The organism is Chryseobacterium sp. C3 (assembly GCF_014218905.1).
GTDB classification, from domain to species: Bacteria; Bacteroidota; Bacteroidia; order Flavobacteriales; family Weeksellaceae; genus Chryseobacterium; species Chryseobacterium mucoviscidosis.
Genome location: NZ_JACLCU010000001.1, coordinates 243776 through 266751 on the forward strand (window position 1 = coordinate 243776; position 22976 = coordinate 266751).

Annotated in this window: 19 protein-coding genes; 12 read left to right on the forward strand and 7 right to left on the reverse strand. The window is 36.4% G+C overall.

Annotated elements, in window-relative coordinates; genetic code table 11:
* Window positions 1-6: 6 nt before the first annotated feature.
* Window positions 7-1146 (reverse strand): acyl-CoA dehydrogenase family protein, encoded by a 1140-nt coding sequence (locus H6W53_RS01100; RefSeq protein ID WP_185204517.1) that lies wholly within the window; start codon window positions 1144-1146, stop codon window positions 7-9.
* 209 nt (window positions 1147-1355) lie between these two features.
* Between H6W53_RS01100 and H6W53_RS21665 the strand changes: the two genes are divergently transcribed.
* Window positions 1356-3221 carry an endonuclease gene (locus tag H6W53_RS21665; RefSeq protein ID WP_185204518.1) on the forward strand — a complete coding sequence of 622 codons (1866 nt, stop codon included), beginning with the start codon at window positions 1356-1358 and terminating at the stop codon, window positions 3219-3221.
* A gap of 73 nt (window positions 3222-3294) precedes the next feature.
* On the opposite strand, the gene H6W53_RS01110 is transcribed toward H6W53_RS21665, so the two are convergent.
* Complete coding sequence (locus H6W53_RS01110) at window positions 3295-8034, reverse strand: lamin tail domain-containing protein (RefSeq protein WP_185204519.1); 4740 nt, start codon at window positions 8032-8034, stop codon at window positions 3295-3297.
* Between the two features lie 528 nt (window positions 8035-8562).
* Here H6W53_RS01110 and H6W53_RS01115 point away from each other — a divergent pair.
* The 4 genes from H6W53_RS01115 (at window position 8563) to purF (ending at window position 12235) form a co-directional block, all read left to right on the forward strand.
* Window positions 8563-9168, forward strand: a complete 606-nt coding sequence (locus H6W53_RS01115) for a SatD family protein (RefSeq protein WP_185204520.1) — start codon at window positions 8563-8565, stop codon at window positions 9166-9168.
* Window positions 9169-9170: 2 nt separating this feature from the next.
* Window positions 9171-9866, forward strand: a complete 696-nt coding sequence (locus H6W53_RS01120) for a DUF3307 domain-containing protein (protein WP_185204521.1) — start codon at window positions 9171-9173, stop codon at window positions 9864-9866.
* 30 nt (window positions 9867-9896) lie between these two features.
* The gene (gene purC / locus H6W53_RS01125; protein ID WP_076390242.1) at window positions 9897-10616 is read left to right on the forward strand and encodes a phosphoribosylaminoimidazolesuccinocarboxamide synthase; all 720 of its coding nucleotides are present in this window, start codon (window positions 9897-9899) and stop codon (window positions 10614-10616) included.
* Window positions 10617-10735: 119 nt separating this feature from the next.
* Window positions 10736-12235, forward strand: coding sequence for an amidophosphoribosyltransferase (gene purF, locus H6W53_RS01130; RefSeq protein ID WP_185204522.1), 1500 nt, complete (start codon window positions 10736-10738; stop codon window positions 12233-12235).
* A 71-nt stretch (window positions 12236-12306) separates the two neighbouring features.
* Here purF and H6W53_RS01135 read toward each other — a convergent pair whose 3' ends face one another.
* From H6W53_RS01135 to aroB, 4 genes are all read right to left on the reverse strand, one after another.
* Window positions 12307-12885 (reverse strand): porin family protein, encoded by a 579-nt coding sequence (locus H6W53_RS01135; RefSeq protein ID WP_185204523.1) that lies wholly within the window; start codon window positions 12883-12885, stop codon window positions 12307-12309.
* A 118-nt stretch (window positions 12886-13003) separates the two neighbouring features.
* Window positions 13004-13720 (reverse strand): porin family protein, encoded by a 717-nt coding sequence (locus H6W53_RS01140; protein ID WP_185204524.1) that lies wholly within the window; start codon window positions 13718-13720, stop codon window positions 13004-13006.
* 245 nt (window positions 13721-13965) lie between these two features.
* On the reverse strand, window positions 13966-14649 hold the full coding sequence (locus H6W53_RS01145) for a porin family protein (protein ID WP_087710139.1): 684 nt from the start codon (window positions 14647-14649) through the stop codon (window positions 13966-13968).
* A 269-nt stretch (window positions 14650-14918) separates the two neighbouring features.
* A complete protein-coding gene (aroB, locus tag H6W53_RS01150) occupies window positions 14919-15971 on the reverse strand; it encodes a 3-dehydroquinate synthase (RefSeq protein ID WP_185204525.1) in 1053 nt (350 codons plus the stop codon).
* Window positions 15972-16074: 103 nt separating this feature from the next.
* Between aroB and H6W53_RS01155 the strand changes: the two genes are divergently transcribed.
* A complete protein-coding gene (locus H6W53_RS01155) occupies window positions 16075-17223 on the forward strand; it encodes a pseudouridine synthase (protein ID WP_228427465.1) in 1149 nt (382 codons plus the stop codon).
* 576 nt (window positions 17224-17799) lie between these two features.
* Here H6W53_RS01155 and pncA read toward each other — a convergent pair.
* Complete coding sequence (pncA, locus tag H6W53_RS01160; protein WP_185204526.1) at window positions 17800-18405, reverse strand: bifunctional nicotinamidase/pyrazinamidase; 606 nt, start codon at window positions 18403-18405, stop codon at window positions 17800-17802.
* A 301-nt stretch (window positions 18406-18706) separates the two neighbouring features.
* Between pncA and H6W53_RS01165 the strand changes: the two genes are divergently transcribed.
* The 6 genes from H6W53_RS01165 (at window position 18707) to H6W53_RS01190 (ending at window position 22856) form a co-directional block, all read left to right on the forward strand.
* Window positions 18707-19849, forward strand: a complete 1143-nt coding sequence (locus H6W53_RS01165) for a DEAD/DEAH box helicase (RefSeq protein WP_185204527.1) — start codon at window positions 18707-18709, stop codon at window positions 19847-19849.
* A gap of 465 nt (window positions 19850-20314) precedes the next feature.
* Window positions 20315-20938, forward strand: coding sequence for a hypothetical protein (locus H6W53_RS01170; protein WP_185204528.1), 624 nt, complete (start codon window positions 20315-20317; stop codon window positions 20936-20938).
* Window positions 20895-21431, forward strand: coding sequence for a YfiT family bacillithiol transferase (locus tag H6W53_RS01175; RefSeq protein WP_076390234.1), 537 nt, complete (start codon window positions 20895-20897; stop codon window positions 21429-21431). Before H6W53_RS01170 ends, H6W53_RS01175 begins: the two co-directional genes overlap by 44 nt.
* Entirely contained in the window at window positions 21425-21886 is a 462-nt protein-coding gene (locus H6W53_RS01180) for a DUF1569 domain-containing protein (RefSeq protein WP_194304433.1), read from the forward strand. The genes H6W53_RS01175 and H6W53_RS01180 overlap by 7 nt, the downstream gene beginning before the upstream one ends.
* Window positions 21883-22260, forward strand: coding sequence for a bacillithiol system redox-active protein YtxJ (ytxJ, locus tag H6W53_RS01185; protein WP_185204529.1), 378 nt, complete (start codon window positions 21883-21885; stop codon window positions 22258-22260). The genes H6W53_RS01180 and ytxJ overlap by 4 nt, the downstream gene beginning before the upstream one ends.
* A complete protein-coding gene (locus H6W53_RS01190) occupies window positions 22260-22856 on the forward strand; it encodes a Crp/Fnr family transcriptional regulator (protein WP_076390232.1) in 597 nt (198 codons plus the stop codon). Before ytxJ ends, H6W53_RS01190 begins: the two co-directional genes overlap by 1 nt.
* Window positions 22857-22976: the final 120 nt, after the last annotated feature.

A 22976-nucleotide genomic window follows, 5' to 3' on the forward strand; every position in this document is an offset into this window, starting at 1 on the left:
TAAAATTTATTTTGTAATATCTCTTCCGATAACCAGTCTCTGGATCTCGGAAGTTCCTTCTCCGATGGTGCAAAGTTTAGAATCTCTGTAGAATTTTTCTACCGGGAAATCTTTTGTATATCCGTATCCTCCGAAAATCTGTACTGCATTGTTTGAAATTCTTACGCAGGCTTCAGAAGCATATAGTTTTGCCATTGCTCCTTCTTTTGTCATTTTTTGCTTAGCGTTTTTCAACGTTGAAGCTCTTTGGATCAATAGTTCCGCTGCATCAATTTCTGTTGCCATGTCTGCCAACATGAAGTTAACTGCCTGAAATTCTGAAATAGATTTTCCGAACTGCTGTCTTTCTTTAGCGTATTTTAAAGCAGCTTTGTAAGCTCCTCTTGCTGTTCCTAAACTTAAAGCGGCGATAGAAATTCTTCCTCCGTCCAGTATTTTCATTGCCTGTTTGAAACCTTCACCTACTTCACCTAATCTGTGAGAATCCGGTACACGAACGTTATCAAAGATTAATTCAGCGGTTTCAGAAGCTCTCATTCCCAGTTTGTTTTCTTTTTTACCGGAAGAAAAACCGGTCATTCCTTTTTCTAAAACGAAAGCGGTAGAATTATTTTTAGCTCCTTTTTCTCCTGTTCTTGTCATTACAACAGCGATGTCTCCTGAAATAGCGTGGGTAATGAAGTTTTTTGCCCCGTTAATGATCCATTCGTCTCCATCCTTCACTGCAGTGGTAGACATTCCTCCTGAATCTGAACCTGTATTGTGTTCTGTAAGTCCCCAAGCTCCGATTACTTTACCGGAAGCCAGCTGAGGAAGCCATTTGTTTCTCTGCTCTTCGTTTCCGAATTCATAAATGTGGTTGGTACAAAGTGAATTGTGTGCTGCCACAGAAAGACCGATGGATGGATCTACCTGCGAAATCTCGTCCAAAATCGTTACATATTCATGATAACCAAGACCTGAACCTCCGTACTGTTCCGGAATAACGATTCCCATGAACCCCATTTCTCCTAACTCATGAAATAAATCTTTAGGGAAAGTCTGGCTTTCGTCCCACTCCATAATATTAGGTCTGATATTCTTTTCAGCAAATTCTCTTGCCGTTTCCGCTATCATTTTGATGTTGTCAATAGTCTCTGTATTCATATAGATATCTGTATTTATATAGATAATAGTTAGTTCCCAAAGATAATTAAATTGCTGTAACGCTCAAAAAAATTATTTATGACATAAGGCGGTAACTGCAAAAATCTAGTTTTCAATTTTTTATATTCTTAAAATTAATGATATTTTAATAAAATTTTCCGAACTTTAAGCAGATTAATTTACTATTTTAGCCACCCAATTTTTAAAGCATGAAAAAAATTCTACTGCCTATTATTCTGATTTCATCGTATTTCGCAGCTCAGGCTCCTGCAGGATATTACGACGGAACCACAGGTTTGACGGGTTACGCCTTAAAATCAAAGCTTCATGATATCATTTCGGCGAAAAATATAAACTGGCATTATGGTGATCTAACCAATTATTATAATCAGACAGATTTAGATAAATATTACGATTACGGACCAAGCAATACGACAATTCTGCTTGATATGTATTCTGAAATCCCTACCGGTCCGGATGCTTATGAATATACTACGGCAAATATTATCGGAAGTGCTTCTGCGGAAGGACAGGGCTGGAACCGTGAACATATGATGCCGCAGAGTACTTTTTACAGCAATTATCCGATGTATTCTGATCTGTTTTATGTAGTTCCTACGGATGCAAGAATCAATCAGTTGAGAAGTAATTATCCTTACGGAATTGTGGGTTCTACGATCTATTATACCTTTACCAACAGTTCAAGAATCGGGAACTGTGCGATTCCGGGAATTACTTATACCGGAAGAGTGTATGAGCCAATTAATGAATTTAAAGGAGATGTTGCGAGAAGTCTGCTATACTTTGCAGTACGGTATGAAGGCAAGTTAGGAACGTTTAATTTTAATAATAACGCCAATCCGGCTTCCGATACCAATCCTTTGGACGGAACGGAAGAAAGGGCTTTTGATCCTGCTTATATCGCCATGCTGCTTCAGTGGCATCAGCAAGATCCTGTTTCTCAAAGGGAGATCGACAGAAACAATGCGGTTTATGGGATACAGAAAAACAGGAATCCTTTTATTGATAATCCTTCGTGGGTAAATACGATATGGGGACAGACTCCAGATGCAGTGGTGCCGCAAACTCCCACAAATTTAACAGTAGCGCAAAACAGTGCTTATTTTGCGACACTAAGCTGGACTCCAAGTACGAGTACAGATGTAATCGGGTATAAAATTTATCAGAACGGAACGTTGGTAGGCGCAACAAAGAATTCAACGTTCACGGCAGATCATCTTACGCCTTCTACAGCGTATACGTTTACGGTGAAAGCTTATGACAACGGATACTTACTTTCTCCGGACAGTAATACCGCTTCTGTTACCACTTTAGCTTCAGATGTTTATGCCAAAGATTTAATGGTAACAAAATATCTTGAAGGGACTTCGAATAATAAAGGCATTGAAATCACCAATAAAACAGGACACCCTGTAAATTTAAGTGATTACAGATTGTCTATTCAGTTTAGCAGCGGAACAAATTATTATTTTGTAGATCCTTATGAACTGGAAGGAACTGTCCAGAATAACGAAACTTTTGTGGTATTGAATCCGGATGCCAATTTCTCCTGCTACACGATCAATCAGGCAAAGTTTGTAACGGCGGCTCCACAGATGACGTATTCCGGAAGTCAGTATCTTGAACTGAGATATAAATCTTCAACCGTTGATGCGATTGGAGCTTCGGGGACAAATAATTCTTCGGTTTTGGGGAATGTTTCTTTATACAGAAAATCCAATATCGCCCAGCCGACAACAACGTTTACTATTTCGGAATGGGATTCTTACGCGAGCAATTACTGTCAGAGTTTAGGAACCTTGGCAACGGCAGAAGCGATTCTTGCCCAGAATAATGAATTTAAAATTTACCCGAATCCTGTGAACGATCATGTTTTTGTAAGTGGAAAAACAGAAAATATAAAAACAGCACAGATTTTAGATCTTTCAGGAAAAGTGATTTACACTGAACAAAATCCATTTAAGAACAAAAAAGGCATTTCTGTTCAAAATTTATCTACAGGAACCTATTTGTTGAAAATTGATGATAAAATCTATCAGTTTATCAAAAAATAATGTAATGTTTTAAGCAAAGAAAACAGCCTTCGGTAAAATCTGAAGGCTGTTTTTTTTGTTATTTTCAAAAATTCTATTCTTTAATCATTTTAAAAGTTTTGTTTTCTTTTTCTCCCTGAATTCTAATTATATATCCGCCAGAAGAAAGCCCGGAAACATTAATGGTATTTGTTCCTGCTTCTAAAACCTGCGTTTTGATGGTTTGACCGGCTATATTGTAAACAGAAACGGTAGATTTTTCGTTTAAGATTACCAATAGTTTTTCTTTCATCGGATTAGGATATACTTTAATCTCCTTTAAATTTTCAGCAGAAATGTCATGGGGAGATTTCTTTTGTGAATTTTCTTTCTGAGTGTATAATCTGGAGGCAGGATTTAGAAGAGAATCATCCTTCCAGCTTTCCGGCAGACTGTTGTCCATATCTTCAGAGATCAGTTTAAGATAAGAACCTAAACCGTTTGCCTGAGTTGGCCAGGGAGAATTTACTCCGTAATACACATAATCCATAATATTTCCGGATACATCTTTGAAGATAATCGGTTCTCCTGAATTACTAAGGCTTCCACTTGTCCATTGATATTTATTTATTAAATCAAACCCAGAAATGAGAGCCGGATTTTTTGCAAGCATAATGGTTTGGTTTTGTGCTATTTTGAAACCTTGTGGAAATGTATAACTAACTGCATCGGAAATAGTATATCCGGAAACATCGATTTCTGAGCCTCCGGGATTTGAAATTAAAATAAATTCTGCATCACTGTTAGATTGCGGCTTGTAATTGATTCCTGTAATCATGAATTTGCCTTCATTCAATTCTTCAATTTTTATCGTTTTTGAGAATTTTGGTCCCCAGTTATTGGTGGTGAACGGACGGGTTACGACGGCATAAGTTCCTGTTGGTAAATTAAATTCTCCATTGTACAATAATGCCGCGGAAGATATAGTACCGTCATTTCCCATAGGATCTGTTCCGTTTGTTGTATAATAAAGCAGAGTGTTTGCATTGGGATTAACCATTTTAATAGTTTCGGTTGTTTTAATTATTCCGGCGGTAGGAATATCGGCAGCGTTAAGAGTATGCGCCATATTATACTCCATCCATTTCTGTAAACTGAACGAAACCCTTTCCGGAACCTGTGCAATAATTCTTGGTCCGTCTATATTTTTCCACTGGTTGTAAACATTTGAGGTGTATCCCATGTATGCTGCGTCTAATTTATAAAGCCTGTCCAGCTCAATCATCACAGACTGTATTTTCTGCTGTACCCGAAGTACGGATAATGGCGCTCCTGAAGCTCCGGCGAAATTTCCGGAGGCAGCTCCAATGTATTTCAGAACGGCATCTTTTACTAATGTCTTAAATTCTAAATTCCCTGTTGCGGCATTGGTGTTGGATCCCATAAACTGTCCGAAAATTCCTCCGGGACCGTTTTTGCTTTCATTAAGGATCCATTTATATTTATAATTGCCGCCGCCTCCGGCAAATGATCTTGCAGGCATGGCTGTATCTGCCGAAGAGTAAGTAATTCCTCCGAAGAAAGAGCCGTCTGTATCGTTAATCATGAACTTGGCTTTCATGATGTTCGGATCATTATGGGTAATTGCAACGGCTTCGTTTTCGGTATCGGTAAACATAAACATAATCTGGAATTTGATAAGATCATCAACATCTACAAATTTTTTAAACTCCTGAAATTTTTTGGCAGAAGCTAAATTTCTGATGTTATCCCATATCGCCTGATTTCCATCTCCTGTCTCTACAATTCCGTTGGTAAAATAGCCATCCTGCAGATTCACCTTTGTGTAGTTATCATCATCATCCCCAAAAGTTTCTTCAAGATTATTGGTATTGAAATCATTGCGCATTGTTTTTAAACCACGATATTTACCATTAATGAAAAGATGGATGAAGCGTGTATTCAGGGTGTATTTTCCCATTTCTTTCTGAAGTTCCATAGAAACTTTTTCACTGTACCGCATAAAACCTAAATTGAAAACATTTCTGGAAGCGTTATCCTGCCCTTGTTTTAATTCAATGGTCTGCGTTTTTTCCGGAACCTCAAAAGCATCATTAGGATAAGAGTCGAAAAACGGATACTTTGCTTTTTTAACTCCGGAATCAGAATTAAATTTAAATTTTATGTTTGGATTATAAAACCCTAAACTTTCCTGTCCGAATCTTTTCGTCATAGAATTGCTGAAGAAATTTTTTCTTCCGGCGTATACATTATTATCTATATATTCTACGGAAGCCTCCGTCCATGTTGCCGTAGGTTCGGAATTCATTGAAATAGAAACAACAGGCACTTCGCCAATTGCCTGTGCATATTCATCCGCTGTAATATTAGATTTATATATCCATTGGTTATAACCGCCTGAAGTATTTTCATTGGCATAGTTGTTCTTGAGAATATACGTATGTGCAACCACTCCGGAATTATTTCCATTGGCATCATAAGCATAGAATTTCACTACAGAAGTTTTGTTGATTGCTATCGGAGCAATGTACACTGTTCCGATGGTTGCAGAAGGAGTTTTGCCGTCTAAAGTATAGCGAACCGTTGTGCCTGTCTGTACAGGAACAGAAAGATCAAAACCGTCTGAATACACACCTCTCTCTTTACTGAAAGTGAGATCCAGTCGTCTTTTTCCGCCATTATTAGATGCTTTGTAGGTGGGTGTTATAAAGTTTACGAATGTTCCGTTTCCGTCTGATATTCTTCCCAAAGACTGGTTGAAAGGAATGGAGGTGAACGGTAAAACATCCTGTTCGATAAGATTTCCATTTACTTTTCTGGACAGATAAAGGGTTTCGCCATCAGAGCTTAGCCCGAAATTCAGATGATTGCTTCCTTTTGCGGGATCGCTGTCTGCGATGAATATTCCGTATCCTTTTGCCGGAATATAAACGTTTCTTAATTCGCATAAAGTTCTGTTTCCGTTTTTATCCGAAAGATAAACACCGCTGTTCTGGTTGGCGAAATATACAGGATAATCGTGTGCGTTGTAAAGTTCAATCCAGTCTTCGCTCTGAACCAATGTTCCTTCGGAGGATATTTCATTGATGTAAAGCTGCGTCATGTTGGCGGGATCTGTTTCTATTCCTTCGATTTTTGGTCCCGCATTGTTATTAAGATATTCGATGACAAGACGAGGCTGATAAGAGAGAGAACCGTTTTTGGAGTACACAGCAGCTCCTCCCGACTCTGATTCTATTTTAAATGCAAGAGAATTTCCGGAACTCCATCCGTTCATTCGGATCTCGTCTATTATATTTCTTAAGTTCGGAGTGCGGTATTTGGTATTGGAAATCCAGGTTTCTGTATTCCAGTCAATAAAAATTGTTGAATAATCTCTTTTCGTAATGTCCTGTAATGCCGAAGTATAGATCTGAGAGTTTGTGTTTTCTGTATAGATTTTAATTTTTGCATTTGTTGTATTGTTGCCATAAGCGTAAAATTCTAAATAAGCATCCTGGATATATGCGCCTGAAGGAATCTGGATGTTTTCGAACCTTAAACCTGTGGTTTGCGGAGTTGTTCCGTATTTTCCGCCAAGTTCAAGAATTCCGCTTCCCAGATCCATATTTCCTGTAGGAAGTATTTGTTCTGCATCATTTTCATTTTTAATGATATAGGTTTTAAATGTTTCCTCTAAAGGAATCGCGCCTACTGCCGGACCAGAACCATTGTTTTTATATTCTATGACTAATCTGGGCTGGTAAGTTGAACTTGCTTCTCTAGACCATACTGTTGCGCTTCCTTCATTTCCTTCAATTTTAAAAGCAATTGGCTGTCCGGATTGCCATCCGCTAAGCCTTGCTTCATCAATTATTTCTTTAAGATCTGCTGTTTTGTATTTTACATTCGCAACACCCCATGGGACAGTGATCCATTTTACTTTCCGCAAACTGTAGTTTCGTGCAGAAATATGATTTACAGCCGTTGTGTAAGCCGCAGAATTTCCCAGTTCTGTACGGAAGGTAAGTTCGGCGTTATTGGGACTCGTGCCGTAGGAATATAATTCTATGTAGGAATTGGTAATTTCTGCAGCAGGCGGAATCTGAATGTTTTCAAATCTTAAACCTGTAATCTGCGGTGATGTTCCCGATTTTCCGCCGAGTTCCAGCGCGGCTTCTCCAAGATTTACATTTCCGGTTGTAAGAATTTGTTCCGCATCGTTTGTACCGGATGTAATTGTTGCCGAAATGGTAGTGGTATTGGTTGTATAAAGTATAACGAGCTTCGGTCTGTAACCTGTACCTCCCGAAAAAGATTTCACTGTAAAATCTCCCTGTGCATTTCCTTTAATTCGAAAAGAGATATTTGCACCATTAATTATTCCCGGGAACATTTCGCTGAAAATATTCTTAAGATCCGGCGACTGATATTTCTGATTAACCTGACATCCATTCGTAATCCATTCAACAAAATTGGAGGAATAATTTCGGGATTTTAAATTCAGACCAGTAGAGGAAGCTGTTGAAGCAGGATAGGGAAGTGAGCTGCCTATTTCTCCGTTAATTTTCAATGTTGTAGAATTCGTACTTACTTCATCACCGTAAAAAATCAGATAAACATTATTTACAACCGCATCAGACGGGAGTGTAATATCGTTAAAATAAAGAAATGTTTCCTGTAGATTGGTGCCGTCTTTTCCGGATAGTTCAAGATCCGAACTGTCAAAGCTTACAGTATTGTTTGCCAATACTTCAGCGTCATTAGATTGGCTGCTTATCTCTGTTTGAAACTGGCTTTGCGAAAATACAAAGCAGGAAAAACAAAGCGCCATTAAGAGCATTTTAGTTTTCATGATAGTTGCATTTAAAGGTTAAACTTCATTCGTGTTTTTTTTAAATACATTCTGATAACATTACTAAAATACGTTTTATTTTATTTATATGGTGTTTTTAATTGGAATATGTTATTAAATATTTAAATAATTAAGTTAAAAATTTAAATTACTTCAAATTAATCTAATAATAATCCAAAATTCGGTTTGAAACAATATATTCGAAATATTTTTTTTAGTTCTTCACTTTTATCGGAGGAAAATTTATTTTTTTTGAATAAAATCATGACAACAGAACACAAAAGTTACTTTTTGATTTAAAATAATCTTTTTAGTAAAATTATTTTTATTCTTTGAAATCTTATTTCTGTACACATTTTCAGTATGTTTTTACTTTTTTGCTGGTCAATTTCTTAAATTTACTGTTACAGATTCAAAAATGCAGTCAATTATAAGGTATAGATATAAGCAGAATCACTAATAATCATTATCTATAAGTGTTTCTGCTTATATTTTTTATTTATAAGTAATAATGCTTATATTTGCAGAATGATAGCGGTCATTACCGGAGATATTATAAATTCGCAGCACGCGGAAACAGAGGTTTGGATCACCAAGCTTAAAAATCTTCTCGAACATTGGGGAAGCGCTCCCAGTACATGGGAAATCTACAGAGGAGACGAATTTCAGTTCAAATGTAAGATAGATGAAGTATTCTGGCGTTTTCTCGCCATAAAATCCCTTATAAAAAGTCAGGAAAATTTAGACGTAAGAATTGCCATCGGTATTGGCGAAGAAAATTTTTCTTCTGAAAAAATCACCGAATCTAACGGAACGGCTTATGTACATTCCGGAAGACTGCTGAACGATCTTAAAAATGATGGTCATACCGTATCTGTAAAAACCTCCAACGATTCCGTAGACCGGGATCTTAATATTCTGCTGAAATGGTCTTCCAAGGATTTTGATTCCTGGACGGTTGCCAATGCAGAGATTATTCATGAGATGATTATGAACAAAGACATTACGCAGGAAGATCTTGCGAAAAAGTTTGCCATCTCGCAATCTTCTGTAAGCCAGAGACTGAAACGTGCAAACTACGAACTGATCGTGGAAACCAATCAATATTTCAGAAAAAAAATATCCGAACTGTAAGCATGGTTTTTATTCAGCTCATATTGGCGCATTTATTTGGAGATTTTATTCTTCAGCCAAATTCATGGGTTGCAGAGAAGGAAAGCAAAAAGCTGAAAAGCAGATATTTATACCTTCACATTCTCATCCACACCATTCTGAGTTTTATTTTCCTCTGGAATACCGAATTTTGGTGGATCGCCGTTCTGGTTGGAGCTTCACATTTCATTATAGATGCTGCGAAGCTTAGTTTTCAGACCGCAAAATCTAAAAAATCATGGTTCTTTATCGATCAGGCTTTGCATATTGCTGTGATCGCAGCAATTTCCTTTTATTTCAAGGAATTTAATTTTGAATTTTTAAAAGATCAGGAAATTTTAAAAATCCTTATGGCGGCTTTGTTTTTAACGACACCGGCTTCCATTTTCATTAAGATATTATTGTCTTCGTGGACTCCGGTTCCCGAAACACAGAACAATATACAAACCGAATCTTTATCGAGCGCCGGAAAATATATCGGGATTTTAGAACGTTTATTGGTTTTCACCTTTATTGTGGTGAATCATTGGGAAGGCGTAGGTTTTATGGTTGCTGCAAAATCTGTTTTCAGGTTCAGCGATCTTGCTCAGGCAAAGCAGAGAAAATTAACCGAGTATGTACTGATCGGAACCCTTTTAAGCTTTGGAATGGCAGTTTTAACAGGAATTTTAATTAAGTAATATAAATCTAATAAAAAGTAATTTTAGAAAATGGAAAAGAAAGAAATGTTGTACGAAGGTAAGGCAAAACAGGTTTTTGCAACCGATAATCCTAATGAAGTAGTGGTACGTTTCAAAGACGATGCTACTGCATTTAATGCTCAGAAAAGAGGATCCGTAGATCTTAAAGGAGAGATGAACAACGCGATCACGACTCTTATTTTTGAATATCTGAATGAAAAAGGGATTAAGACTCATTTCATTAAACAACTGAACGAAAGAGAGCAGTTGGTAAGAAAAGTATCCATCATTCCTTTGGAAATGGTGGTAAGAAACTATTCGGCAGGAAGCATGGCTCAGAGACTGGGAGTGGAAGAAGGAATTAAATCTCCGGTTACCATCTTCGATATCTGCTACAAAAAAGACGAATTGGGAGATCCGCTAATCAACGATCACCACGCAGTGTTTTTAGGAGCTGCAACGTATGAAGAACTTGATGAAATGTATGAATTAACTTCAGACATCAATGAAATCTTAATCGATCTTTTCGATAAAATGAACATCATCTTAGTAGATTTCAAAATTGAATTAGGAAAAACTGCAGACGGCGAGATCATCCTTGCAGACGAAATTTCTCCGGATACGTGCAGACTTTGGGACAAAGATACCATGAAGAAGCTGGATAAAGACAGATTCAGAAGAGATCTTGGTGAAGTTACCGAAGCTTACGTTGAGATCTATAACAGACTGAAAACGGTACTTGCTAAATAATTATCAGGCATAAGCCAGAAGTTGGATGCCGGAAGTTTATCTGAATACGCAATGGTTTTGTTGTGAATTTCAGACTTCGAGCTCCCGGCTTCCACCATCAAAATTTAGAAAAAATAGAAATGAAAAGTTTAGACATTCATAAAAGTGAATATTTAAAACAATTTGAAACCCAAACCTACGGAAGAAATCTCTTCAGAACACAGGAAGAGGAAAGATTAGACGCTCCGAACGAGGAGTGCGGAATCTTCGGAATGTATTCTGATAACGATCTGGATACGTTTTCTCTTTCACAGTTCGGTCTTTTTGCATTACAGCACAGAGGTCAGGAAGCTTGTGGTATTTCTGTTCTTAAAAACGGGAAAATTACCAATATGAAAGATGAAGGTCTGGTTTTGGATGTTTATAAAGAGATCAACGATCCTGAAACTTTTATGGGAAATTCTGCGATCGGACACACGCGTTATACGACTGCAGGAGACAAAAAGAAATATAATTTTCAGCCGTTTTTCGCGAAAAACGAATACGACCAGATTATCCTTTCCATTGCACACAACGGTAACTTAACCAATGCCAAAGAACTGAAAACAGAACTGGAAGCTGAAGGAGTTGTGTTCAGAGCAACGTCTGATTCTGAGGTTATTTTAAGATTGATTCAGAAAAACCTTGATTTAGGACTTCGCGGAGCTATTAAAGCAACCATGGAAAAAATTGAAGGGGCTTATTCTGTTGTAGGAATGACGAGAAATAAATTTTTCGCGTTCAGAGATTTCAACGGAATCCGTCCTTTGGTTTTGGGAGCAATTAATGAAAATTCTTACGTGGTAGCTTCAGAGTCTGTGGCTTTAGATGCAGTAGGAGCGCAGTATGTGCGTGATATTTTACCGGGAGAAATTATTTATACCAATGAAAACGAACCCGGAAAACTTCATTCTTACATGGTAGATGAAGAAAAAGGAAAGCAGAGAATCTGTTCTTTTGAATATATTTATTTTGCAAGACCCGATTCTACTTTAGAAAATATTAATGTGTACGAAATCAGGGAAAAATCCGGAGAAAAAATCTGGCATCAGGCTCCTGTGGAAGCAGATGTTGTAATTGGAGTTCCGGATTCCGGAGTTCCGGCTGCCATTGGTTTTTCTAAGGCTTCGGGAATTCCTTTCCGTCCGGTTTTAATTAAAAACAGATACATCGGAAGAAGTTTCATTGTACCGACTCAGGAAATGAGAGAAAGAGTAGTGAACCTGAAACTGAATCCGATTATTTCCGAGATTAAAGATAAAAGAGTTGTGATTATTGATGATTCCATTGTACGTGGAACCACTTCAAAAAGACTCGTAAAGATTCTTAAAGATGCAGGCGTGAAGGAAATTCATTTCAGAAGCGTTTCTCCGCCGATTATCGCTCCTTGTTATCTGGGAATCGATACGCCGTCGAAAGACGATCTGATTTCTGCCAATATGTCTACGGAAGAACTTAGAGATTACTTAGGAGTAGATTCTCTTGAATTCTTAAGCGTTGAAAATCTGAAAGAAATTTTAGGCTCTACCAATCACTGTTTCGGGTGTTTCACGGAAGAATATCCTGTAGAAAAAGGAGAGGAGGTAGAATTATTCAATTAAAATATTTCCATAAAAAGAAAATGTCAGACTTAAATTTTTAAGTCTGACATTTTTTATTCTGTTTAAACTGCTTAGAATTTATACGCTACACCAACCTGGAAAACGCCGTTTCTTACTGCGTCACCTGTATTGTTTTCTGCGATATCCGTAAGTCCTGCAACATATCTTGCCGTAATTCCGAATTTTTGCTCAAAATAATATCCTGCTCCAAGACCTAAACCAAGATCAAAACCTTTGAAAGCCTGATCTACATCTACAGAACCTCCGTCTCCTTTTAATTTCTGGCTGATTGCAAAACTGAATTGTGGACCAGCTTCAACATATAAATCCGGAAGAACGTTGTACTGAACCATTACAGGAACTGAAATATAATCCAGATTAAGCTTTACAGAAGAATAAGTTTTGTCTTTAGCACCCATTCCGTTATACAAAACTTCCGGCTGTACGCTAAAAGAACTTGCTACAGGAATGTTTGCAAAGAAACCTCCGTAGAATCCTGCTTTTGCTTTAGAATCGTTATCGTTAATAGAAGATACGTTAAGTCCCGCTTTTACTCCGAATTTTACCGGTGAAGCTGAAGCTGCTGCTTTTTCCTGTGCGAATGAAAATGTACCTGCTGTAATTGCAAGTCCTAGAAAAATCTTTTTCATAGTCTATTAATTTTTATGAATGTTTATTATTAAAGTGTTGCAAATTTAATAAAAAGAAAAAGATCAGGCCTCATGATGAAACCTGATCTTTGTTATGAAATCAAAAATTGTTTTTTATTTAAAACTTATAGTTCAGCCCTAACTGAAATGATCTGTTTGTGTTTACATTTTTCTGAGCATCGGTTACTGCATCAGAATTGTTGTAAATGTGCGTAAGACTGTTTACATATCTCGCATTAATGCCCAGATTACGAGTAAAATAATATCCCAGACCGACTCCAAAACCTAAATTGAACTTTTTAATATCGTCTTTGTTAATGCTTTCTGAAGCTGATAAAGTCTGTGTAGTGGTTGTTCCCGCAGTGGTTGTGGCAATAGTCTGTTCACCTTTGTTTTTACCGTCTACAAAATAACTTACTTCCGGACCCGCTTCTACATAAAAATTATCGGTAGGTTTCATCTGAAGCATTACCGGTACGGAAATGTAGTTCAGCGTAGTACTGTAATCCTGCTTTGTTCTTACCGTTGTAGTTCCTGTGGTAACTTCCGAATCAGAAAGTACACTTTTTGCACCAATCTGGTTGTATAAAACTTCCGGCTGTAATGCAAACTTTTCAGATAATGGTACATTTACGAAAACACCTGCATTAAATCCTATTTTCTGGTTTTTGGCTGTAAGTTCCTGTTCGCTGAATTGGGAAGCCGTTGCTGCTCCTTTAATACCAAATCTTACAGGCTCCTTCATTTTCACCGGTGGGGTAGCTGTTGTTTTTACTTCCTGTGCAAACACAAATACTCCTCCTGTTACTGCCATTGCTAGAAATAACTTTTTCATAATTTTACATTTAAATTTTACTACTTTTTTGTTTCCTGAAATTTTCATTCAGGTAACAGTTATTTTACAAAATGCTTGCCAAATAAAGGATTTTCCGATTTTTAAATGTTAATAATTCACAATTTTTAGAGTGAATTATTATGTATTGAATGGTATTTTATTATCCAATCAAAAGGTCAGGCTTCATGATGAAACCTGACCTTTTTATGTATTGAAATCAAAATTGTTTTTACTGAATCAGCTTCTTAGAATTTGTAAGCTAAACCAACTTGGAATGTGTTGTTTCTTGTTGCATCAGAACCGCTTGGTCTGTCTTTAGCAACGTCTGTAACACCCGCAACGTATCTTGCAGTAATACCAAGATTATCTGTGAAATAATATCCTGCTCCTAAACCGATACCGAAGTTAAATGTGTTTAGATTATCTTTATTGATATCATCTGTATAGCTTGCTGAAGAAGTTGTTGTTCCTGAAGCATTGGTTACAGTTGTAGTTCTGTCTCCTTTATTTTTTGCGCTTACTAAGAATCCGAATTCCGGACCTGCTTCAACGTAAAAGTTTGGAACAAAGTTATACTGGAACATTACCGGTACAGCGATGTAATCTAAGTGAGTTGAAAAAGACTCAACGTTTCTAGTTGTTGTACCTAATGCAGTAAATTCGTCAGTGCTTTTTACTTTAGCTCCGTACTGAGAATATAAAACCTCCGGCTGAACACTGAATGAACTTGCTAAAGGAATGTTTGCAAAAACACCTGCGTTAAATCCGATTTTAGATTTTTGATCTTCAAGACTTGCATCTTTAGAAAGAGAAGCTACGTTCATCCCACCTTTGATACCAAATCTTACCGGGCTTGAAGATGAACCCGTCGTCTGAGCGAATGCTAATGAACCAGCTGTAAGTGCTACTCCTAAAATTAACTTTTTCATAACTTTAATTTTTTAATTTTTACTATTTCTAATTTTAAATTTTACTACTGTCAATTTTTTCGTTTGACGGAGAGTATCTTTCAAATTGCTTGCCAAAAAACAGATTATGATAAATGTCATAGAAAAATCCGCCTGTAAAAACAAACGGATTTTATTTTAATATTTTGATTTTCAGAAATTTAATTTTTCAATTAAACATTTGTTTAGAAATAATCTAAATTCTGAATTATGCTGAAAATAAGTTAGATTTTTATCAGAATTTTCAGAAATTAAAGAGAAACATCATTCAGTTTTCTGTAAAAATCTAAAGAAGCCGTGATGTTTTTCAGGCTGCACTGATGATCGAAATTACACGCCCCGATTCCGGTAATCAACGAGAAATTGATCTTGCTGTCCGTATTCTTTTTATCATTCAGCAAAAGATCAAAAATAGCTTCGTCTTTAAAATCGCTGATATCAAGGTAAGGATAATATTTTTGAATGCTTCCGATAATAATCGTAGTGTCTTCTTCAGAAATTAAACCTTCAAGATAAGCAAGATGCGCTTCCGTAATCATTCCCATCGCCACAGCTTCGCCGTGAAGAATAGGATTTCCCTGGCTTAAACATAAACTTTCAACGGCATGACCGATCGTATGCCCAAAATTCAGTGTTTTTCTGATGTTTTTCTCGTGAAAATCTTCCTGAACAACATTCTGTTTAATATCCATCGACGTCTGAATATGCGGAATTACGCCTTCAATATCCAGTTTATTAATTTGGGTGAGATTTTCCCAGTGAGATTTATCGGCAATTAATCCGTGTTTCAGCATTTCGGCAAATCCGCTTCTTAATTCTTTGAAGGGAAGAGTTTCAAGAAATTTAGGATAGACAAAAATTTTCTCAGGAAAAGTAAAAGTTCCCACCATGTTTTTATAATGCATCAGATCGATCCCTGTTTTTCCTCCAATAGAAGCATCACACATCGATAAAAGCGTTGTCGGAATATTAATAAACTGGATTCCTCTTTTATAAGTAGAAGCTACAAAACCGCCCATGTCCGTAATAACGCCGCCGCCGAGATTAATGACCAGAGCTTTTCGGTCTGCCTGCATTTCCGTAAGAATTTCCCAAAGCTGGTTCGCTGTCTGTATATTCTTCATCTCTTCACCGGCTTCAATCTCCAGAATTTCAAAGCCAAGATCTGTTTCCATATTTCCCAAAAGGATAGGAAGACAATATTCATGCGTATTTTCATCAACCAGAATAAATATTTTGCTGAAAGATTTTTCGTGTAAGAAGTCGTTTAATTGAGAAAAATTATCGTTTAATATTGTTATCATTTTCAGATTTTCTGTAGGGTTAAATGTAAAACTATATTGCAAAGTTATGATTCTTAATTTTTAACTCGTTATTAAATATACTATCTTTGCAGAAATTTTTAGAATGAGCAGAGATAATAATAATTCAGAACGACCAAAGAGACCAAGAATTTCAACTAAGAAAAATTCTGATAATTCTCGTGCTTCCAGATCTGGAAATTCTTCAGAATCAAAACCTTTTAAAAAATCTTTCCCTAAAGCAGGCGAAAGAAATTCAGACTCCAGAAGAAGTACCGGTACAAGTTATCAGGACAGAATGGATAAGAAATTCGGAAAAACGGAACAGCAGCCTTTTATCACCAATTCGGGTGAAGAGAAAAAATCTTTTGGAAAATCTGCCCCGAAAAGAGGCGGAAGCAGACCCAATACTTTTGATACAAGAGATAAATACGAAAGAGGCAGCCTGAAATACGGAAGAAGACCCGGAACAGAAAACAGAGAAGATAAAAATAAATCTTTTGTACAGAAAAGAAGACTGAATAAAATTGAGAAAGATGTACATAAAGACACCATCCGTCTGAATAAATACATCGCCAATTCCGGAATCTGCAGCAGGAGAGAAGCCGATGAGCTGATTACGCAAGGTCTTGTGGAAGTAAACGGAAAAGTGGTGACGGAAATGGGATATCAGGTTCAGAAAACGGATAAAGTGGTTTTCGACGGACAGAATATTACCCCTGAAAAACCGGTTTACGTTCTTCTTAACAAACCGAAAGGATATATTTCTACCACAAAAGACGACAAAGCCAGAAAAACAGTAATGGATCTTGTAGCGAACGCTTCACCGTACAGAGTTTTTCCGGTAGGAAGATTAGACCGTTCTACAACAGGTGTTATTCTTTTAACTAACGACGGTCACATGACGAAGAAATTGACGCACCCTTCTTTTGATGCAAAGAAAATTTATCATGTAACATTGGATAAAAAGCTTACACACGAGGATATGAAGCTTATTGCGGAAGGAATCCGTTTGGATGAAGGAGTTGCCGAAGTAGATCAGATTTCGTTCATCGAAGGGAAACCGAAAAATGAAGTGGGAATCGAAATCCACATCGGATGGAACCGTGTTATCAGAAGAATTTTCCAGAGATTAGGATATGAAGTGGAAGCCTTAGACCGAGTAATGTTTGCCGGATTAACGAAGAAAAACATCAAAAGGGGACACTGGAGAATCCTTACAGAACAGGAAGTGAATAATCTTAAAATGCTTTAATTTTGAAGTATATTTTAAGCTGAAAATAAAAAAAGACGTTGAATTTTTTTTTCAGCGTCTTTTTTTTGCTTTAACATGAATGCTACAAATGGATTTACACGAATATCACAATGAGTTTGTTTAAACTTTTTTATCAATGAAATATTCTTGTTGGAAAGCGCAAAGACGCAAAATTTTTATTAGTTCTCCAATCTTTAAAGCGCAAGAAAATCAAAGATTTTCAAGAAGGATTAATGCTAATTTTATCGTGGATAAAATTTTTGCGCCTTAAGAAAAGACAGTATTAAAGAATATTTTGCGTCTTTGCGATAGTTATATTAAAGTTGTTTAAAGTAAAATGGTAGAAAACTCTGTAGAGTTTTATCTGTGTAGACAGCATATTCGCAAGGCATTCTGCGTTCCGTAGGAACGCTATCTTTAGAAAATGTATCGTATTTAAGATATCAATCCTATGGATTGATTGACGGATTTATTCTTATTTCTACACAGATTCTGCTCCTAAAGGAGCAAACTCTTTTACTTTAAACAACTTCATTATTAAGTTTAATATTAAATGGTGCTATTTGTGTTTAAAAACTATCCCAAAACCGTAACCCCTTTCTGGATCATATCATAAATGGCATCTCTTCCGTTATCCGGCTTTACATTTACAGCGCGTGTTCCGTTGAAGTGAAGACAGGTAACATAACCATTGGCTACGGCATCGGTGCAGGTATATTTTACACAGTAATCCATAGCAAGACCTACGATTTCCACCAACTGGATGTCGTGAAACTTTAAAAAATCGTCCAGACCTGTTTTCATGAAATGATTATTGTCCTGAAAACCGCTGTAGCTGTCGATTTCTACATTTTTACCCTTTTGTACGATGTGGGTTACTTTATCTCTGTTAAGATCTTTATGGAATTCTGCCCCGAAAGTTCCCTGAATACAGTGATCTGGCCACATAAACTGCGGAACACCATTTAAGATAATGCTTTCGCCTACTTTTCTGCCATTATTGCTGGCAAAACTTTTATGATCTGCAGGATGCCAGTCCTGAGTAAGTACGATCTGATCGTATTCGTTTTCTTCCATCAGAGCATTGATGTATGGAATTACTTCATTTGCTCCCGGAACAGCCAAAGCTCCTCCTTCACAAAAATCATTCTGCACATCTACGATTATTAACGCTTTTTTCATATTTAAAATTCTCGAAATTTTTGATAAATCTACGAATTCCTAGCTTCAAAAAATTGTCCAAAACAGAATTATCGGACAAATCGGCATTTTGTTTAATAATTTTTTTGACAGAGTTTGATTTAATTTCTGGTAATCGTAAAGTTGCTAACTGTTTTTAAAAGTTATGTCCTTTTTAGTCGCAAGAACATCAATAATTTTCAACTGTTTTTATCGCACATAAATTCTGGCGTGTTTGTGATTGCCAACAAATAAGCGCAAAACCAAATTCTAATAACTTATCTTTGCAAAAATTAAATTTTTTATGTCATTTGAGTCTTTAGGATTATCGCACAATATTATTAGTTCCGTTAAAAAACTGGGGTATCTGAAACCTTTTCCGATACAGGAACAGGCTGTTCCCGTTATTTTGCAGGGAAAAGATCTGATGGGAATTGCACAGACCGGTTCGGGAAAGACCGCTTGTTTTGTGATGCCTATTTTAGAAAAACTGCAAAACACGGAGGTTAAAAAAGACCGTAACGTTCAGGTTCTCATATTGGTTCCTACCCGTGAACTGGCGATTCAGATTGATGAGGTTTTCAGGGCTTTTACAGACAATTTAAAGCGTGAAGTTCGTACCATGGCAGTTTATGGCGGTGTTTCCATCAATCCGCAGATGAAAGGATTATTCGGGGTTGAAGTTCTTATCGCTACGCCCGGTCGTTTATTGGATCTGATCGATCATAACGCGTTGAACATTTCCGGAATTCAGCATCTGGTGATTGATGAGGCGGATAAAATGTTTCAATTAGGTTTTGGTGAAGAAATGAATAAGCTTTTCGCAATGATGCCTGTTGCCAGACAGACAACTTTGTTTTCTGCCACTTTGAATGATAAGGTTTCTGAAATGAAAGAACGTTTATCCATCAATCCGACGATTGTTGAGATCAAAAAAGAGGAGGTTGAAATAGACAATATTGAGCAGTTGGCTTATCATGTGGCTCCGGAAAATAAAGGCCCTTTTTTACGCTATTTAATTAAAGAAAAAAAGGTGGAGAAAGCTTTGGTTTTCGTCTCTTCAACAAGGGCAGCAGATAATCTGGTTGAAAAATTAAAGAAAAACAAAATAAAAGCGGTTGCCATTCACAGTCAGAAATCGCAGGGAGCACGAAGAAATAATCTGGAAGAATTTAAATCGAACGGAGCTCAGATTTTGGTTGCAACAGACCTGATCGGTCGTGGAATCCACATAGAATCTTTGCCATGCGTCATTAATTACGAATTGCCGCGTTCGCCTTTGGATTACATTCACAGAATCGGAAGAACAGGACGTGCCAATGAAAAGGGAACGGCGATTACTATTTTAACGGATGAGGAATTGCAGCATTTCCGCGTAATCCAGAAGAAAATGGGAAGGAAAGTGACTCTACAGAGAACGGAGGATGTTAATCTGCACGGTTATTAATAAAATACAGGGCTTCAATTTTAAAATTGAGGCTTTTTTTATTTAAACACAAAAGCGAATGACAAAGCTAAGTTCAAGAACAATAAAAAGTGCTCAAAACTAAAAGATCAAAGATTTTTAAAAAATGTTGTGCTCTTTTCTTCTTACGCTTGTTAATTTTTAATGAAGCACCTAAATCTTTTGTCTTATTAATCTGCAACACTTTCATTTTGAGCGCAACGAAGTGAATGAAGCCGAAAATCTCAAATCACAACGTTTTAAGAGATTCTTCATTGCATAATGCTGCGCAAAATTCCATTCAGAATGACAGAGGGATTTTACTGCAAAAGATCGCATAAGAAGAAAATCAAAGATTTTCATTGGTTAATTCTTTTTCATATTCAGTTTTCTTTAAATTTTAATAAATTTACAAAAACTAATATTCAAAAAAAGTCTGAACAATAATTTCAGACAAACCGGCATTTTATGAAAGAATTTACCATTGTTCGCGGATTGTTGGATAACCGGAAAAGATCATTAATTATTGACGATAATTTTATAAAATTTGAAAATAAAGATCAAAACAATGATTTATTTACGATTATTAAAAAAGAAGATATTGCCGGAATTCGCTATGGTATTCATTTTATAAGAGGTTTGAAGTTTTATATTGGAAGAGAATATTTAATTTTTATCCAAAATAAATCGGGAAGGGAACTTAAAATTAATTTCAAGCTTTTTTACAGAAGAAAATTAACCGAAAAGCATCAGTTATATTGCGATATTATTGATGAATTGTGGGATAAGTTTATTCGAGATATTACAAGGAATTATTATTTAAAATTCAAGAATAATGAAAAATTCAGTGTTTCAGGAATTGAAATTGCTGAAGACAGAATCATATTTAATAAGACAGAAATTTTGTTTGAAGATCTGGAATTAAAACAATATCACCATCATTTTATGATTTTCTCAAGAGAGGACAATTATAAAAACAAAATGTTATACTATTTAAAAGATAAAGACGCTGTTATTCTGTTTAGCGTATTAAAAATTATAATTAAAGATGAGCAACTTAGAACAAAAGAAATTTCCGATAGGTCAGTTTAAACAGCCTGAAAATATCTGCGACATAACGCTTGATGAATATATTAAAGTTATTAAAGATTTTCCGGGAAGACTGAAGAATCTGATTGAAGATTTCAGCGACGATCAGCTCGATACCCAATACAGAGAAGGCGGATGGACGGTAAGACAGGTGGTGAATCATCTGGCGGACAGTCATATCAACAGTTTTATGCGCCTGAAACTCGCTCTTACGGAAGAAAATCCTACGATAAGACCTTATGACGAAGCAAAATGGGCAGAACTTCAGGACAGCCAGAATATCTCAGTAAAACCCGCCATGAGAATGCTGAAAGGCACTCACCAGAGATGGACGGCTCTGTTAAAAAGCATGACCAACAAACAGTTTGAAAGAACTTTTCATCATCCGGAACACAATAAAAACTACAATCTGAGGAGTTATCTTGCGCTGTACGCATGGCACTGTAATCATCATTTTGCACACATCGAAAATCTGAAGAAAGAAAAAGGTTGGTAAAGAAAAGTCTCCATAATCCTGAAGATTTTAAGGAAATTATAAACAGGATTTCCTGCCTGAAAGAAAATTCGCCAAAAAAATGGGGGAAAATGAATGTCAGTCAGATGATGAGGCATTGCAGTGATGTACTTTTAGTGCCACAGAAAAAGGTAATACTTCCTTCGATACATAGTGTTTTTCGGTGGATAGGAATTGCCACAAAAATAGAAATGCAAATTTTTAACAACGGAATTCCCCGAAATATGCCGACTTTTCAAAAACTTATTGTTAATTTTGAGTGTGACTTTGATGCAGAAAAAGAAAACCTTCTGAAAACACTCTGCGATTACCGTATTAATTTTGAAAACGGAAATTTACCCCGTCATCATGAGCTTTTCGGACGGATGAAAGAAAAAGACTGGGGATTTTTAGAGTATAAACATCTGGATCATCACTTAAAACAATTTGGGACATGAGTTTTTTTGATAAAATATTTGGCGGAAAAGAAGACGCTTCGGAGCAGAAATCGTTCTGGAAAAAGATAGAATCTAACGAGGATCTGGAAAAAGCCATACAGGATTCTTTTCAGCACAGGATTGCAATATTCAAACATTCAACAAGTTGCTTCATCAGCAAAACCGTGTTGAAAAATTTTGAAAAAGAAATAGAAAATCTGGATCAGAAAATAGATTTATATTACTTAGATTTGCTGGCGCACAGACCGATTTCCAATAAAATTGCAGAAGATTTGGGAGTAACGCACCAAAGTCCGCAACTTATTGTGATAGAAAACGGAAAAGCCATTAATAACGCTTCACACCAAAGTATATCGGTAGACCAAATTGTATAATGACGAATATCAATAATTATTTAGCAAGAGTTTTAAATGTTCCTTTAGAAAAAGTGAATATGTGCAGTCTGCATTATGAAGTAAAAAAAGTGCAGAAAAATCAGTTCCTTTTACAATACGGGGAAGTCTGCAGATATATTTATTTTGTAGAAAAAGGACTTTTGAAAATGTATTCCATCGATAAAAACGGGAAAGAACACATCATTCAGTTTGCGCCGGAAAGCTGGCTTACTTCAGACCGAAGCAGTCTTTATTTTAATGAAAAATCTGTTTACTATATTGAAGCCGTAGAAGATTCGGAAGTGCTTCTGCTGCATCCGGATTTCATCAATAAACTGATCGGAGAATTCCCCGACAGCCTCGAAAAAAGTGATATTCTTCTTCAGAAACATATTAAAAGTCTTCAGGACAGAATCAATTCCCTTCTTGCTGAAACTGCGGAAGAACGTTATATGAAGTTCATCAAAATGTATCCGGATTTACTTTTGAGGGTTCCACAGTGGATGATCGCCTCTTATCTTGGCATTACTCCGGAAAGTCTGAGCCGCGTTAGAAAAGAACTCGCAAGAAAAAACTTCGTTCCGGACAGCAAATAATCTTTTGAATAAATTTATTTAGACTTAAAATTGGTTTAAGCCTATTTAATCATTAATTTCATATAATTCTCAGATTTTCATTTGAGTATCAATTTTTCTTATGACCAAGGTCATAAACAC